Annotated in this window: 15 protein-coding genes; all 15 read right to left on the bottom strand. The window is 39.8% G+C overall.

Annotated features, from left to right (window positions below; all coding sequences use genetic code 11):
* Positions 1-52 precede the first annotated feature (52 nt).
* Positions 53-1,399 carry a type I glutamate--ammonia ligase gene (glnA, locus tag JOC31_RS00180; RefSeq protein ID WP_205016201.1) on the bottom strand — a complete coding sequence of 449 codons (1,347 nt, stop codon included), beginning with the start codon at positions 1,397-1,399 and terminating at the stop codon, positions 53-55.
* 46 nt (positions 1,400-1,445) lie between these two features.
* Positions 1,446-1,814: a MerR family transcriptional regulator gene (locus JOC31_RS00175; protein WP_205016200.1), complete on the bottom strand. Its 369-nt coding sequence runs from the start codon at positions 1,812-1,814 to the stop codon at positions 1,446-1,448.
* Between the two features lie 259 nt (positions 1,815-2,073).
* Positions 2,074-2,583, bottom strand: a complete 510-nt coding sequence (locus JOC31_RS00170; RefSeq protein WP_205016199.1) for an FUSC family protein — start codon at positions 2,581-2,583, stop codon at positions 2,074-2,076.
* Between the two features lie 333 nt (positions 2,584-2,916).
* Entirely contained in the window at positions 2,917-4,113 is a 1,197-nt protein-coding gene (locus JOC31_RS00165; protein WP_205016198.1) for a phosphoglycerate kinase, read from the bottom strand.
* A gap of 165 nt (positions 4,114-4,278) precedes the next feature.
* Positions 4,279-5,130 (bottom strand): 5'-nucleotidase, lipoprotein e(P4) family, encoded by an 852-nt coding sequence (locus JOC31_RS00160; RefSeq protein WP_205016197.1) that lies wholly within the window; start codon positions 5,128-5,130, stop codon positions 4,279-4,281.
* A 182-nt stretch (positions 5,131-5,312) separates the two neighbouring features.
* Entirely contained in the window at positions 5,313-6,323 is a 1,011-nt protein-coding gene (gap, locus tag JOC31_RS00155; protein WP_205009664.1) for a type I glyceraldehyde-3-phosphate dehydrogenase, read from the bottom strand.
* A gap of 287 nt (positions 6,324-6,610) precedes the next feature.
* Positions 6,611-8,689 carry an elongation factor G gene (gene fusA, locus JOC31_RS00150; RefSeq protein ID WP_205009665.1) on the bottom strand — a complete coding sequence of 693 codons (2,079 nt, stop codon included), beginning with the start codon at positions 8,687-8,689 and terminating at the stop codon, positions 6,611-6,613.
* A gap of 146 nt (positions 8,690-8,835) precedes the next feature.
* The gene (gene rpsG / locus JOC31_RS00145) at positions 8,836-9,306 is read right to left on the bottom strand and encodes a 30S ribosomal protein S7 (RefSeq protein ID WP_205016196.1); all 471 of its coding nucleotides are present in this window, start codon (positions 9,304-9,306) and stop codon (positions 8,836-8,838) included.
* 18 nt (positions 9,307-9,324) lie between these two features.
* Positions 9,325-9,738, bottom strand: coding sequence for a 30S ribosomal protein S12 (gene rpsL, locus JOC31_RS00140; RefSeq protein WP_195676362.1), 414 nt, complete (start codon positions 9,736-9,738; stop codon positions 9,325-9,327).
* A gap of 181 nt (positions 9,739-9,919) precedes the next feature.
* Positions 9,920-10,732: a pur operon repressor gene (purR, locus tag JOC31_RS00135; protein ID WP_205016195.1), complete on the bottom strand. Its 813-nt coding sequence runs from the start codon at positions 10,730-10,732 to the stop codon at positions 9,920-9,922.
* A 260-nt stretch (positions 10,733-10,992) separates the two neighbouring features.
* On the bottom strand, positions 10,993-11,937 hold the full coding sequence (locus JOC31_RS00130) for a 3'-5' exoribonuclease YhaM family protein (RefSeq protein ID WP_205016194.1): 945 nt from the start codon (positions 11,935-11,937) through the stop codon (positions 10,993-10,995).
* 1 nt (position 11,938) lies between these two features.
* Positions 11,939-13,144: a DNA recombination protein RmuC gene (locus tag JOC31_RS00125; RefSeq protein WP_386705657.1), complete on the bottom strand. Its 1,206-nt coding sequence runs from the start codon at positions 13,142-13,144 to the stop codon at positions 11,939-11,941.
* 58 nt (positions 13,145-13,202) lie between these two features.
* The gene (locus JOC31_RS00120) at positions 13,203-13,835 is read right to left on the bottom strand and encodes a thiamine diphosphokinase (protein WP_205016192.1); all 633 of its coding nucleotides are present in this window, start codon (positions 13,833-13,835) and stop codon (positions 13,203-13,205) included.
* Positions 13,828-14,487, bottom strand: coding sequence for a ribulose-phosphate 3-epimerase (rpe, locus tag JOC31_RS00115; protein ID WP_205016191.1), 660 nt, complete (start codon positions 14,485-14,487; stop codon positions 13,828-13,830). The genes JOC31_RS00120 and rpe overlap by 8 nt, the downstream gene beginning before the upstream one ends.
* Positions 14,488-14,495: 8 nt before the next feature.
* The gene (gene rsgA / locus JOC31_RS00110; RefSeq protein WP_205016190.1) at positions 14,496-15,368 is read right to left on the bottom strand and encodes a ribosome small subunit-dependent GTPase A; all 873 of its coding nucleotides are present in this window, start codon (positions 15,366-15,368) and stop codon (positions 14,496-14,498) included.
* Positions 15,369-15,470 lie beyond the last annotated feature (102 nt).

Here is a 15,470-nt window from a genome sequence, read left to right as displayed (position 1 = left end):
TAGACAAAAAGAGAGCAAATCAAGGTTTGCTCTCTTCACAACTCAATTATTATTAATAAATATCTAGGTAGTTATCAATTTCCCATTGTGAAACAAAGGTTGCGTATGAAGACCATTCAATACGTTTTGCTTCAAGGAAGTTAGTGTAGATGTGGTTACCAAGCGCAGCCTTAACGACATCATCAGTTTGAAGAGCTTTAAGCGCATTATGAAGTGTTGATGGCAAATCAATGATACCTGCTTCTTTACGCTCTTCAGCTGTCATGGCATAGATGTTTGTCTCAACTGGTGCTGGTGCTTCGATTTTATTTTCAATACCATCAAGACCTGCTTCGAGAAGAACTGCCAAGGCAAGGTATGGATTTGCCATTGGATCAACTGAACGAAGCTCAAGACGAGTTCCCATACCACGTGATGCAGGAACGCGAATAAGTGGTGAACGGTTACGACCAGCCCATGCGATATAAACTGGAGCTTCGTATCCTGGAACCAAACGTTTGTATGAGTTAACAGTTGGGTTGATAATCGCTGTGTAGTTGTAAGCATGCTTCATCAAACCACCCAAGAAATAGTAAGCATCTTGTGATAATTGCATACCACGTGGATCTTCTGGATCAAAGAAGGCATTTTCACCCTTATCATTAAAGAGTGACATATTACAGTGCATACCACTACCTGCAATACCATATTTAGGTTTAGCCATGAAGGTAGCATAAAGACCATGTTTACGAGCAATTGTCTTAACAACCAACTTGAACATTTGAATATTGTCACAAGCTTTCAAAACATCAGCGTATTTAAAGTCAATTTCGTGCTGACCTACTGCAACTTCGTGGTGGCTCGCTTCTACTTCAAAGCCCATCTGAGTCAAAACATTAACAATTTCACGACGTGTGTTATCTGCCAAGTCAGTTGGAGCAAGGTCGAAATAACCACCACGGTCATTTACTTCAAGAGTAGGATTTCCTTGTTCATCCATTTTGAAAAGGAAAAATTCAGGTTCTGGACCGAGGTTAAATGATTTATAACCAACTTCTTCCATGTGACGAAGTGCTTTTTTCAAGTTGCCACGAGGGTCACCTGCAAAAGGCTCACCTTCTGCAGTGTAAATATCACAGATCAATCCTGCGACAGCACCATTTTCGTCACCCCAAGGGAAAACAGTCCAAGTATCGAGATCTGGGTAGAGGTACATATCTGATTCATTGATGCGTACAAATCCTTCAATTGATGAGCCATCAAACATCGCTTTGTTTGACAAGACTTTATCCAATTGCTCGTCAGTAGCTGGGATCTCCACATTCTTCATTACTCCCAAGATGTCTGAGAACATCAAACGGAGGAAAGTTACATTTTTTTCCTTAACTTCACGACGAATGTCAGCTGCTGTGATTGCCATAATTATAGGTCTCCTTTTTATTCAAACCAAATTAAGACGTATGATTCTACATACGAAAACTACCAAATTGTGTCGGGTTAGCAAAACCACCCTGATTACGGAGTTCATCATGCAAGATACGACGAACATCAGCATCAGTCAAAGGCTGCGTTCTTTGTTCTGCCTTATTCTTACGACTAGCATATTCTTTCTTGATAGCTGCCATATTTAACCCTTCATCAAGCAAATCTTTAATGTCTAACAAGACATCCATGTCTTTTAAAGAATAGAGTCTACGATTACCAGAACTACGATCTGGGGTCAATAAGCCTTGATCTTCATAGTATCGGATCTGCCTTGCAGATAAATCGGTTAATTTCATAACAGTTCCAATAGGAAAAACTGCTAGAGAACGCCGGAGTTCTTTTTCTTTCATGACTTCCTCCTCTCACCCTTCCATTATATTCTGAATATTTGGACATGTCAAGCCTAATGTTATATTTTATAACATATATTTAGGGGATTTATTCGCTTCTTAAAAAATATCTCTAGATAAGCAAAATAAGATAGATAGTCTCACTGCTAAATAGTGTTAGACCACCTATCCCATTTTTTAGTAACTATAATATCAGTCAAATAAGGTCCTTATGCCTTGTTATATCATATACAATAGTATCAGTACTCTTACCTCATTCTTAATGCTTCGAGAAATACGATTTTATACGAGACAAATCATAATTAACAAACATAGCAATGAAAACACCACAAAAGGTTTCAAAAATACGTGCTAAAACATATAATATCGTATCGCCTGCGGGTATTGATAAAGTAATAATCAAAAGCGCTGACACACCACCAATAATACCAGCTTTATTATTCATGGCAACATTTATCATGATTGTCAGCATTGTTAAAAGCGGAACTAAACACAAGGTTACCCAAATAGCACCATGAAACCAACCTCGAATAAAGTAAAAAATCAGAGATAAGACTCCTCCTATTGTGTTTCCTAGAATACGAGAAGTTCCAAAATGGACACTTTTATCAAAATCTTCACGCAAACTAAAAACAGCAGTCAAAGCACCTATCTGAGTCCCTTGCCAACCCAAAGTAAAAAACATAAGCAATACTAAGAAAACGGAGATTCCCGTTTTTAAAGTACGCATCCCTAGCCTAAATTGCTTTGGATCAAACTTGTAGTTCATAACCACTCCTCTAATCTAAAAAAATACTTCCTTAGTGTATCACAAAATTTTTAAAATTGTAATAGTTTACTAAAATAATCTATTTCTTTATCACTCAAATCTGATGAATATAGTATTTTTAACCTTTTTCCTAAAATCGTCTCTTTCTCATATTTATACCTACTAAATCAATAATCTTATCACCTTTATCGCTTCACAAACGCAATTAATCCTCTATTTACAACAAACTTACCTCGATATTACCTGATTTTGAACTAAGTTTTATCAAATGGAGATCAAAAAAGAACCTAAAGCATGCGCCTTAGATTCTTTTCTAGTCTTTAAAAAGACATATTATTTTTCAGTCAATGCTGCAAGACCTGGAAGAACTTTACCTTCAAGGAGTTCCATTGAAGCACCACCACCTGTTGAGATCCATGAGAATTTATCTGCACGGCCAAGATTGATTGCTGCTGCTGCTGAGTCACCACCACCGATGATTGATTTAACACCTGGTTGTTTCACGATAGCGTCCATTACACCAATTGTACCAGCTTGGAAGTCAGGGTTTTCAAATACACCCATTGGTCCGTTCCATACAACTGTTTTAGCACCTGTAAGGGCTTCGTCAAATTTAGCGATTGATTTTGGACCGATGTCAAGACCAAGGAAACCTTCTGAAACAGCTTCACCTTCAGTATCACGAACTTCAGTGTAACCTGCAAATGCATTAGCTTCTTTTGAGTCAACTGGTAAGATCAATTTGCCGTTTGATTTTTCAAGAAGAGCTTTTGCAACATCAAGTTTGTCTTCTTCTACAAGTGAGTTACCGATTTCGATACCTTGAGCTTTGTAGAATGTATAAGTCATACCACCACCGATAAGAACTTTATCAGCTTTTTCAAGAAGGTTTTCGATAACACCGATTTTATCTGAAACTTTTGAACCACCAAGAATAGCTACGAATGGACGTTCTGGAGTTTCAACTGCTTCTTGGATATAAGCAATTTCGTTTTCAAGAAGGAAACCAGCAACTGCTTTTTCAACATTTGCAGAGATACCAACGTTAGATGCGTGAGCACGGTGAGCTGTACCGAATGCATCATTTACAAAGATACCATCTCCAAGTGATGCCCAGTATTTACCAAGTTCTTCATCATTTTTAGATTCTTTTTTGCCGTCAATATCTTCAAAACGAGTGTTTTCAACCAAAAGAACTTGTCCATCTTCAAGAGCATTAATAGCTGCTTCCAAGTCAGCTCCACGAGTAGCACCTGGGAAGACAACTTCTTGACCAAGTTTAGCAGACAAGTCTGCAGCAACTGGTGCAAGTGATTTACCTTCTTTATCTGCTTCTTCTTTAACACGTCCAAGGTGAGAGAAGAGGATTGCACGACCACCTTGTTCGATGATGTACTTGATAGTTGGAAGAGCCGCAGTAATACGGTTGTCGTTAGTGATAACGCCATCTTTCAAAGGTACGTTAAAGTCAACACGAACGAGAACTTTTTTACCTTTCAATTCAACGTCTTTAACAGTCAATTTAGCCATTAGTAAGACTCCTTTAAAATTTTTATACAGGTTCATTATACCATAATTTCTTCTCCCCTGCCAAAATAAAGGAAAAATTTCACAAAAAAGCCTTGTAAATCATTACTAATCTCTATCTAACAAAAAATAGTTGATATCGTGAAACTCACTCTATCAACTATCATATTATTTATAACCAACTAAAGCATCGTGGCGAGCACTGACCTTACCTTTAGAATCTAAACTTTTACCATTATATAAAGCAGTTTCCCAAGAACCATACATTGGGTTGGCAAAAATGATAAATTTATCCCCAAATTCTCCTTGCAAACTATCAAATAATTGCTCTCTATCTTTTGTAGATGTTTTTGAGAAATCTGCAAAGTCAACTAAGTTATCCCCGAATAAGAGGATTAGATTAGTTGATTCTTGAACCTTTTGACGTCTGCTTTCTTTAGATGTCATACCATCCTCATAAAAAAGCAAGTGATCTTCACCTTGTACTGGCAAACCTTGTTCTTTTAGGTTCTCCTCAGTCGCCTTAACCTGTGAACTCGTTCTATCTGATATATAGTAAATCTGAACGCCATTGTCATTAGCATAATTTAGAAAATCTTTTGCACCTGGTAATGGCTTAGCTTCTTTCTTTTGAACCCATTCATCCCACTCACTGGCATTAAAACTTGATCCATCGATAACATTTTGTGATTGATAAGGACTATTATCCAGCACTGTTTCATCTAAATCTAAGACTATTGAATAAGGTTTATCACTAGCCTTACTAAGCCAACTCTCTAATCTTAACTTGCCAAGACTATATCCTTGTAAATAGATAGCCTTAGCTTCTTCTGATGTTTGATACCATAACGCAGACATGGTATTTTCATCACTGCTCAACTTATCATAAGTCATCGTAGCCTTGTCTGCTGAACTTTGCGTTTTTGATGCTGTACTAGATGAACTATTTGTAGAGCAAGCTCCTAAAACTACTAGACTAGTTGTAACAACCGTTAGTGCAATAAAATTTCTGATTTTCATAATTTACCTCTTATGTTTTTATAATCTTAATGGTATATGATTTTGAGACAATTGTCAATCACTTACACTTGCGATTTCATTATTCTATCTAATGTGTTCCTAATATATAAAAGTAAAAAAACCTTCAGAATAGTAATTCTAAAGGTTTTTCTATCTAACTAATAAGATTTATTTAGTTAAAATTATTTTGCAATTTTTGCGAAGTACTCAAGAGTACGTACAAGTTGTGAAGTGTATGACATTTCGTTGTCGTACCATGAAACAACTTTAACCAATTGTTTACCGTCAACGTCAAGAACTTTAGTTTGAGTTGCGTCAAACAATGAACCGTATGAGATACCAACGATATCTGATGATACGATTGGATCTTCGTTGTAACCGTATGATTCGTTTGAAGCAGCTTTCATAGCAGCGTTAACTTCTTCAGCTGTAACGTTTTTGTCAAGTACAGCTACCAATTCAGTTACAGAACCTGTTGGAACTGGAACACGTTGTGCAGCACCGTCAAGTTTACCGTTCAATTCTGGGATAACAAGACCGATAGCTTTAGCAGCACCAGTTGAGTTAGGAACGATGTTTGCTGCAGCAGCACGTGCACGACGAAGGTCACCACCACGGTGTGGTCCGTCAAGAACCATTTGGTCACCAGTGTAACCGTGGATAGTTGTCATAAGACCTTCTTGAACACCGAAGTTATCGTGAAGAGCTTTAGCCATTGGTGCAAGACAGTTTGTAGTACATGAAGCACCTGAGATAACTGTTTCAGTACCATCAAGGATGTCGTGGTTAGTGTTGAAAACGATTGTTTTAACATCGTTACCACCAGGAGCAGTGATAACAACTTTTTTAGCACCGTTTTCGTGGATGTGTTGCTCAGCAGCTGCTTTAGAAGCAAAGAAACCTGTAGCTTCAAGAACGATTTCTACACCGTCAGTTGCCCAGTCGATGTTTCCTGGTTCACGTTCAGCAGAAACTTTAACGAATTGACCGTTAACTTCGAATCCACCTTCTTTAACTTCAACAGTACCGTCGAAACGACCTTGAGTTGTATCGTATTTCAACAAGTGTGCAAGCATGTTTGGATCTGTAAGGTCATTGATACGTGCAACTTCAACACCTTCTACGTTTTGGATACGACGGAAAGCAAGACGACCGATACGACCGAAACCGTTAATACCAACTTTAACTACCATTAGTGATTTCCTCCTTATGAAAATCAAAAAAATTATTTTTTAGAGAGCAAGCTCTCAAACCATATGTGAAAAGATTAACTTGACTAAAGACAATTCAACCTTTCAACGTTCTTATTATATAACTATTTGGCTAAAAAAGCAACTAATTTTGCACGCAATGCGTTACTGACAGTGCTATAGCAGGAATAATAAATTTTATCAAAATCGTTATTTTTTATGTTAGTAGCTCAGCAATTTTCACATAGAAAAATAAAAAAATCTGAGATAAAATCTCAGATTTTTAGAAATTATTCACCAGAGTTTTTCTTGATGATTTCTTCTTGAACTGACTTAGGAACATCTTCATAGTGGTCAAATACCATCATGAATGTACCACGTCCTTGAGTTGCAGAACGAAGAACTGTTGCGTAACCGAACATTTCAGCAAGTGGAACGAAGGCACGAACAACTTGTGTGTTACCACGTGCTTCCATACCGTCAACACGACCACGACGTGCAGTCACGTGACCCATAACGTCACCGAGGTTGTCTTCTGGAGCTGTGATTGTAACAAGCATCATTGGTTCAAGGATAGCTGGTTGTGCTGATTTAGCAGCTTCTTTAAGGGCAAGTGATGCAGCGATCTTGAAGGCTGTTTCAGATGAATCGACATCGTGGTATGATCCATCGTAAAGTTTAGCTTTAACGTCAACCATTGGGTAACCAGCAAGAACACCGTTTGCCATAGATTCTACAAGACCTTTTTCAACGGCTGGGATGAATTCACGAGGAACCACACCACCGACGATAGCGTTTTCGAATTCGAATCCTTTACCTTCTTCGTTAGGAGTGAATTCGATCCAAACGTCACCGAATTGACCTTTACCACCAGATTGGCGTTTGAAGAATCCACGTGCTTGTGTAGAAGCGCGGAATGTTTCACGGTATGATACTTGAGGCGCACCAACGTTAGCTTCAACTTTGAATTCACGTTTCATACGGTCAACAAGGACGTCAAGGTGAAGCTCACCCATACCTGAGATAACTGTTTCACCAGTTTCAACGTTTGTTTCAACGCGGAATGTTGGATCTTCTTCAGCAAGTTTTTGAAGAGCGATACCCATTTTATCTTGGTCAGCTTTAGATTTTGGCTCAACCATCAATTGGATAACTGGTTCTGGAACTTCGATTGACTCAAGGATAACTTTAGCTTTCTCATCAGTCAATGAGTCACCAGTAGTTGTATCTTTCAAACCAACGGCAGCGGCGATATCACCAGCGTAAACTTGTTGGATTTCTTCACGGCTGTTAGCGTGCATTTGAAGGATACGTCCGATACGTTCACGTTTACCTTTTGAAGTGTTAAGAACGTATGAACCTGATTCAAGGATACCTGAGTAAACACGGAAGAATGTCAAACGACCTACGAATGGGTCAGTCATGATCTTGAAGGCAAGCGCTGCAAATGGCTCTTCATCAGATGCTGGACGTGTTTCTTCTTCGTCAGTATCAGGGTTGATACCTTTGATTGCAGGGATGTCAAGTGGGCTTGGAAGGTAGTCGATAACTGCATCAAGCATCAATTGAACACCTTTGTTTTTGAAGGCTGAACCACAAAGAACTGGGAAGAACTCAACGTTGATAGTTGCTTTACGGATAGCAGCTTTCAATTCGTCGTTAGTGATTTCTTCACCTTCAAGGTATTTCATCATAAGGTCTTCGTCAGTTTCTGCAACTGCTTCAACCAATTTTTCACGGTATTCTTCAGCTTGTTCTACGTACTCAGCTGGGATATCTTCTTCAAGAATATCTGTACCAAGGTCGTTAGTGTAGATTTCAGCTTTCATTTTGATCAAGTCAATGATACCACGGAAATCATCTTCAGCACCGATTGGCAATTGAATTGGGTGAGCGTTCGCTTGAAGACGGTCGTGAAGTGTGCTTACTGAGTAAAGGAAGTCAGCACCGATTTTGTCCATTTTGTTAGCGAAAACGATACGAGGTACACGGTACTCAGTTGCTTGACGCCAAACTGTTTCAGTTTGTGGCTCAACACCTGATTGTGCATCAAGAACAGTTACGGCACCATCAAGAACACGGAGTGAACGTTGAACTTCGATTGTGAAGTCCACGTGACCTGGTGTATCGATGATGTTAACACGGTGACCATCCCATTGCGCTGTTGTAGCGGCAGATGTGATTGTGATACCACGTTCTTGCTCTTGCTCCATCCAGTCCATTTGTGAAGCACCTTCGTGAGTTTCACCGATTTTGTGGATTTTACCAGTATAGTAAAGGATACGCTCAGTTGTTGTTGTTTTACCGGCATCGACGTGAGCCATGATACCGATGTTACGAGTTTTTGCTAGTGAAAATTCGCGAGCCATTAGGTTATTTCTCCTATAATTTTATTTTACTTGTTTATTATACCATGATTTAGCAAAAACGGATAGGCAGGACCTACCCGTTTGTTACTTTTTATTGCTGATAAAGATAGCTGGTTTTAGCTAATAAATACCAAAGCAGTCTAATCTTACCAACGGAAGTGTGCAAATGCACGGTTTGCTTCAGCCATTTTGTGAGTATCTTCACGTTTTTTAACTGATGCACCAGTGTTGTTTGCAGCATCCATGATTTCTTTTGCAAGACGATCTTTCATAGTGTGTTCACCACGAGCACGTGATGCATTAACCAACCAACGAAGACCAAGTGTAGTACGGCGTTCTGGACGAACTTCAACTGGGACTTGGTAGTTTGAACCACCAACACGACGTGCACGTACTTCAAGTACAGGCATGATGTTGTCCATAGCTGTTTCAAACACTTCAAGTGCATCTGTACCAGTTGCTTCTTTGATTGCTTCAAAAGCATCGTAGACGATTGTTGCAGCAGTACCGCGTTTACCGTCAAGCATTACACGGTTGATAAGACGTGTAACGATTTTTGAATTGTACAATGGATCTGGCAATACTTCGCGTTTAGGCGCTCTATTTTTACGACTCATTTTATCTTATCTCCCTTCTTATCCTTTAGGACGTTTAGCACCGTATTTAGAACGGCTTTGTTTACGATCAGCTACACCTGCAGTATCAAGTGCACCACGGACGATATGGTAACGTACCCCTGGAAGGTCTTTTACACGTCCACCACGGATAAGAACAACGCTGTGCTCTTGGAGGTTGTGTCCGATACCTGGGATGTAAGCAGTAACTTCAATAAGGTTGCTCAAACGTACACGAGCAAATTTACGAAGGGCTGAGTTAGGTTTTTTAGGTGTCATTGTTCCAACACGTGTTGCAACACCACGTTTTTGTGGTGCAGATACGTTTGTTTGAACTTTTTTGTGGCTGTTGTAACCAACGTTCAAGGCTGGTGATTTAGATTTTTCAACTTTAGATTTACGTGGTTTACGTACCAACTGGTTGATTGTAGGCATCTACATTTCTCCTGTGTTTTTTATTTTTGGTTGATATGGCACTCGGTGACAGCCCATATCTGGGTGTACTTTTGCAACTATTGTCAGCACGTCTCTGTACACTTATGAGAGACCAAAAGTAAAAAGTACCGTCTATAATAATATCATAGACAGCACTCTTTGTCAATTTTTTTCATATATTTTAGTCAAAAATATTTCCAACTTCAACATGTACGCGGTTATTTTTAACATCAATCTCTGAAACACTCAATAGCGATTTATAGTCAAATGAATCGCGTTCTTCTTGAGTATTATCCGCAAAAACAGCAACTCCAACTAATGTAGAATCGAATTCCTTCAATAAGCTAACCATACCTGAAATAGTTCCGCCACCTTTTAAGAAATCATCCACAATCAAAACACGACTGTTAGCTTTCAAACTACGTTTTGACAAGAACATCTTCTCAATACGGTCACTCGATCCACTAACATAGTTAACCGATACCGTTGAACCTTCTGTGATTTTTAAATCACGGCGTACAATAACAAACGGAACATTCAGAACATTAGCAACAGCATTTGCCAAAGGAACCCCTTTCGTCGCAACAGTCATCACGGCATCTACTTTTTGCCCCTTAAAAGCGTTAGCGATGATACGTCCTACGCTCTGCAATACATGTGGTGTACTGAGAAGATCTGATAAGTAGATGTAACCTCCTGGAAGAATACGATCACTTTCAGAAAGACTCTCACAAAGCTCTTGGACGATCTTTTTGGCTTCATCTATCGCAATCGTAGGGGTGAAGATGACGCCTCCACTTGCTCCTGTAACTGTCTCAATCTCACCAATATGACTTTCTTCGAATGCTTTCTTAATAATAGCAATATCCTCTGAAATCGAAGATTTTGCTGCTTCATACTTCTCTGCAAAGGTATTCAAACTTGTTAATTGGTATGGGTTGTTAATCAGGTAATTCGAGATAACAACCATACGCTCACTACGTCTTAATTTCATGTTTACTCCATTTTCTTTTTTCAAATAAAGCCATCTCTTTTCTTGAGGATAGAGACATCAAAATATTAGGAACTAATAAACAGAACCCATCAATAAGATTCTGTTTTCATTGTGCAAATAGCTATCAGATAAGCTCTTACTTTACCTGTCGTTCATAATAGACAAATGGTTCATTTGATCAGTGTCATTCAATGGTATTATATCATAAGAGAAAGAAAAAACGAACATTTCGCTTTGAAAAATGTCCATTTTTGTTAAATTTAATGATTATATTTGGGTTTATAGAAGGAACGATTGTCCATTGCAAAAAGACGGTTCGTCATTTCCCCTTCTCTGACCTGATTAAGTGCCGTCAGCATCATCATCATGTTGGCATCGATATTGTCAATCATATGGATAATTTCAGCTTCCATAATACGAGGACGAACTGGGCTGCCGTACTCTAACAAGCCATGGTGACTTAGAACCACGTGTCTCAAGATAGTGACTTCCTCTTTATCATCCGGAATATTTAATTCTAAGATTACCTTAGTGATTTCTTCATCAATTAAAGCAATATGACCAATCAAGTTTCCACGAATGGTGTACTCTGTATTTTCAGGACCAGATAACTCAATCACTTTAGCCAAATCATGTAGCATAATGCCTGCATAGAGCAAACTCTTGTTAAGCTCTGGATAGATGTCTCCAATCGCATCCGCTAAACGCACCATGGTCGCCGTATGATAGGCAAGTCCAGACTCAAAAGCGTGGTGGTTTGTTTTGGCAGCAGGATAAACAAAGAATTCCTTATCATACTTGCGATAAAGGGCTCGAACGATACGTTGCCATACTGGATTTTCAATATGAAACATTTTTTGTTCTAAGTACTCTCTAACTTCCTTAGCATTAACCGGCGATTTTTCTTTAAAATCTGAAGGGTCGTGCGGTTCTCCTTCGCGTGGGTTTCGCAGCGTAATCTGATTCACTTGAGGCATCCCGTTATAGACTTCCCTACGCCCTTGCATATGAACAACCTTACCAGCTACAAATTCATCAACATTGTAGGCTTGAGCATCCCAGAGATTTCCAGAGATTTCACCACTATCATCCTGAAAGGTAAAAGAGATAAAGTCCTTACCAGCACGTGTTTTTCTGAGCTCTGCTCTTTTAATTAAGTAAAAACCTTCAAAAAGCTCATCTTTTTTCATTTGACTAATCTTCATACTAGTCCTCATCTTCTAAGTGGGGGATATTGAGTAGTTTCTGAGTATCGCTATCTTGATAATCCTCCACGGTATCAAGTGCTCTCATAATAGCATTTGTTCTAGTGGTCAAGAGACTGTCAACGGTCTTACTGGCTGTCGTTAGTTGGCGCTGCGCCTTAACTAGCATACCACCAAACTTACCAAACTCCGTCTTAACATTGCCCAAAATCTTACTAATGTCATCAGCATTTTTTTGGATGTTCAAGGTTTTAAAACCAACAGATAAAGAATTTAACAGGGCTGATAAGGTAGAAGGGCCTGCCACCACAATCTGCTCATCACGACGCAGAGCATCAAAGAAGCTAGCATTTCGCACAACCTCTGAGTAAAGACCTTCAGTCGGTAAGAACATAATACCGAAATTAGTCGTCTCTGGTGGATTGAGGTACTTGGTTCTGATATCCTTGGCAAATCGTTTGATGCTAGCCAAGAGAGACTTCCGATAGAGGTCAATCTCATCTTTACTTCCTGTCTCATAAGCCTCTTCCAAACGATAGTAATCCTCCAGAGGAAACTTAGAGTCAATTGGTAGATAGACATAATCAGCCGCAGTTGTTCCTGGTAATTTTATGGCATATTCGACACGCTCTGACGACCCCTTAACTGTCGCAAATTCACGCTCATACTGATTCTCAGTCATGATGTCTTCGATAATTTGTCCAAGTTGTAACTCTCCTAGAATACCACGTGTTTTGGTATTGGACAGTACCTTATTAAGGGTACCAACATCCTGAGCAACTGACTTCATCTCACCTAGACCTTGATTGACAGATTCTAGCTGTTTTGAAACCGTGTCAAACGAGGCTTGTAGTCTGGTCTGCAGGGTCTTCTCTAGCTTCTCCTCAACAGTCTGACGCATTTGGTCAAGGCGTTTTTCATTAGAATCTTGCATATCCTTGACAGCCTGTGTCAACTGATGATTCATGCTTTCTAGACGTTTATCAGAGCGGTCACGGTTGTCTGTCAAATTCTGATGAAGGACATCTCGTATCTCTGACAAGTTTTGATAAAGATCCGTCTGCAGACGACCAAGTTGTTGACTCACTTCAAGGGCTTGATTTTTGTGACCGACCTCTAGTAGATAGGACAACTGATCCGACAAACGGTCAGAGCTGTCATCCAACTTTTGATCTAGTTCCTGTTCTAGTGATTTCACTCTTGTCATCAGATAAACGACCAAGAGTAATACTATCACTATAACTAAAAGTATCAAAACTGTCATTTTATCTCCTATCTTTGGTGTAGATCACTAATACATAACCTTCAGTCAAGGTAATGTCAATAGGCTTATTCGTGAATTCGTTACTAGAATAATTTTTTTTCTTAAAGAAATTACTAGCATCTAGCTCATATTTGGCTCCCTTGATGGTCAGTAGCCCTTCTCCTTCTGTCATAAAAGAGATATAGGTCATGCCCTCTCTAGGATAAAGGCGGTGCTTACCTGCGGGGCAGTAAGACAGCTGATTCTGATCATCTAACAGATGGATCTGCTGCATGAAAGGAGCAAGATCTGGATCGCTAGGCAGAAAAATGTTAGACATGAGGTGGTCCAATCGTCCACCGAAAACTCCGTAAAGATAGACTTGTGATTGTGGGTAACGTTTGAAAATCTCTTTTAGGGCTAATTCCGTATCTGTATCATCTTTTTCCGCAGCAGCCTTGATAAGCACCTTAGACTGAGTTTCTATGAGTTTCCATTCATCAGCAGTGACAGAGTCAAAATCACCGACAGCCATATCTAAAGAAAGCCCACTCTCTAACAGAAATAGGCATCCTCTATCAACTCCAACATAGTAGTCAAAATCAGGCGATAATCGACTCTGATCACCACCTGCAATTAAAGCAATTTTAGTCATTCAAGGCATCTCTCAATGTCTGAACTTGGGCTGTCAAATCACTAGCTTTGAAGAGATAAGAACCTGCTACAAAAACATTAGCTCCTGCTTGGTAACAAGCTTTAATGGTTTCATTGTCCACACCACCGTCGACTTCAATGTCGTAAGCGTAGCCTTTTTCATCACGGATAGCAGCAACGCGGCTCACTTTTTCAAGCGCCTCTGGGATAAAGGCTTGTCCTCCAAAACCTGGGTTAACGGTCATGATAAGTACTTGATCAACTAGATTCAGTACAGGTTCCAATGCCTCAACTGGTGTTCCTGGGTTGATCACCACACCAGCCTTCATACCAGCAGCTTTGATTTTTTGAAGAGCGCCATGGATATGTTTGGTTGCTTCAACGTGAATAGTCATGATATCAGCACCAGCCTGCGCAAACGCGTCCACGTAACGTTCTGGGTCAACCACCATCAAGTGACAATCAAAGACAAGTTTACTGTGCTTACGCATGCTAGCAACCACATCAGCACCAAAACTGATATTAGGTACAAACTGCCCATCCATAATGTCGATATGGACGTATTCTGCACCTGTTTCATCGATACGTTTCAATTCTGAAGCAAAGTTAGCATAATCTGCTGCTAGGATTGACGGAGCGATTTTAATTGACATAAGAGTACCTACTTTCTTTTGATTGTTTTCTTATAAGTTTCACGACGGTTTTCAATCTCGCTAAGAAATTGAAGGTAGTTATCATAACGAATCTGCCAGATGTCTCCAGCTTGGACAGCTTCCTTGACAGCACAGGATGGCTCATGGGTATGGGTGCAAGAACGGAACTTACAACCGTGACTGGCTTTTCGTATTTCTGGAAAGGCTTCGCTCAAATCCTCAGCCGTAGAGACCTCGTAATCAAGCGATGAAAAACCTGGCGTGTCCGCAATTTTTCCACCATGAACATCATAGAGACTGACAGCACGCGTCGTGTGACGACCACGTCCTAGACTATCTGAAATCTCACCTGTTTCCAGCTCTAAATCAGGAGCAATTTTGTTGAGCAAGGTGGATTTACCAACCCCTGTCTGCCCCATAAAGACCGTTACTTGATCAGCTAAGAGCGGCAGCAATTCATCCAAAGAATAGACAAAGTCATAGCCGATAGCCTCATACTTGTCACGAGTGGCTTTTAGCTCTGTTAAATCCTCCAAAAGGTCTGTCTTGGAGATATAAACTACAGGCTGGATAGCCTTGTGCTCTAAGAGCACCAGGAAGCGATCCAAAAGATTGCTGTTAAAATCAGGCTCTTTAGCAGACATGATGACCACTGCCTGATCGATATTGACAATAGGTGGACGCACTAAGCTATTTTGACGCTCAGCGATGGACAGGATATAGCCTTCTGACTGCTCTTCCGCTGAAAACTCCACCCAGTCGCCCACATAGGGAGTCTGTCCTTTTTTTCTAAAATTGCCACGCGCTCGTGTCTGATAAGTTCTACCTTCTGACTGGACGTAGTAAAAACCAGCCAAGGCTTTAATAATTCTACCTTGCAAATGAACTCCTTTACGGTCTTGATATGCCTATTATACCATATCTGAAAAGTGAACAAAAGAAAAAATGAAAGGCTTTACAGGTTTGAGAACCTTCTCGCCTTT

The sequence above is a fragment of the Streptococcus saliviloxodontae genome (assembly GCF_016908655.1).
GTDB classification, from domain to species: domain Bacteria; phylum Bacillota; class Bacilli; order Lactobacillales; family Streptococcaceae; genus Streptococcus; species Streptococcus saliviloxodontae.
Note: the sequence above shows the minus strand (reverse complement) of the source record. Positions and strands in the feature narration are given on the sequence as shown.

Excerpts from the sequence above, each read along its gene's own strand:
- JOC31_RS00160 (WP_205016197.1), bottom strand. The coding sequence starts at position 5,130 with ATGAAAATCAGAAATTTTATTGCACTAACGGTTGTTACAACTAGTCTA.
- rpsG (WP_205016196.1), bottom strand. The coding sequence starts at position 9,306 with ATGAGTCGTAAAAATAGAGCGCCTAAACGCGAAGTATTGCCAGATCCA.
- JOC31_RS00170 (WP_205016199.1), bottom strand. The coding sequence starts at position 2,583 with ATGAACTACAAGTTTGATCCAAAGCAATTTAGGCTAGGGATGCGTACT.
- rpsL (WP_195676362.1), bottom strand. The coding sequence starts at position 9,738 with ATGCCTACAATCAACCAGTTGGTACGTAAACCACGTAAATCTAAAGTT.
- JOC31_RS00175 (WP_205016200.1), bottom strand. The coding sequence starts at position 1,814 with ATGAAAGAAAAAGAACTCCGGCGTTCTCTAGCAGTTTTTCCTATTGGA.
- rpe (WP_205016191.1), bottom strand. The coding sequence starts at position 14,487 with ATGTCAATTAAAATCGCTCCGTCAATCCTAGCAGCAGATTATGCTAAC.
- JOC31_RS00125 (WP_386705657.1), bottom strand. The coding sequence starts at position 13,144 with ATGACAAGAGTGAAATCACTAGAACAGGAACTAGATCAAAAGTTGGAT.
- JOC31_RS00130 (WP_205016194.1), bottom strand. The coding sequence starts at position 11,937 with ATGAAGATTAGTCAAATGAAAAAAGATGAGCTTTTTGAAGGTTTTTAC.
- glnA (WP_205016201.1), bottom strand. The coding sequence starts at position 1,399 with ATGGCAATCACAGCAGCTGACATTCGTCGTGAAGTTAAGGAAAAAAAT.
- purR (WP_205016195.1), bottom strand. The coding sequence starts at position 10,732 with ATGAAATTAAGACGTAGTGAGCGTATGGTTGTTATCTCGAATTACCTG.
- fusA (WP_205009665.1), bottom strand. The coding sequence starts at position 8,689 with ATGGCTCGCGAATTTTCACTAGCAAAAACTCGTAACATCGGTATCATG.
- gap (WP_205009664.1), bottom strand. The coding sequence starts at position 6,323 with ATGGTAGTTAAAGTTGGTATTAACGGTTTCGGTCGTATCGGTCGTCTT.
- JOC31_RS00120 (WP_205016192.1), bottom strand. The coding sequence starts at position 13,835 with ATGACTAAAATTGCTTTAATTGCAGGTGGTGATCAGAGTCGATTATCG.
- JOC31_RS00165 (WP_205016198.1), bottom strand. The coding sequence starts at position 4,113 with ATGGCTAAATTGACTGTTAAAGACGTTGAATTGAAAGGTAAAAAAGTT.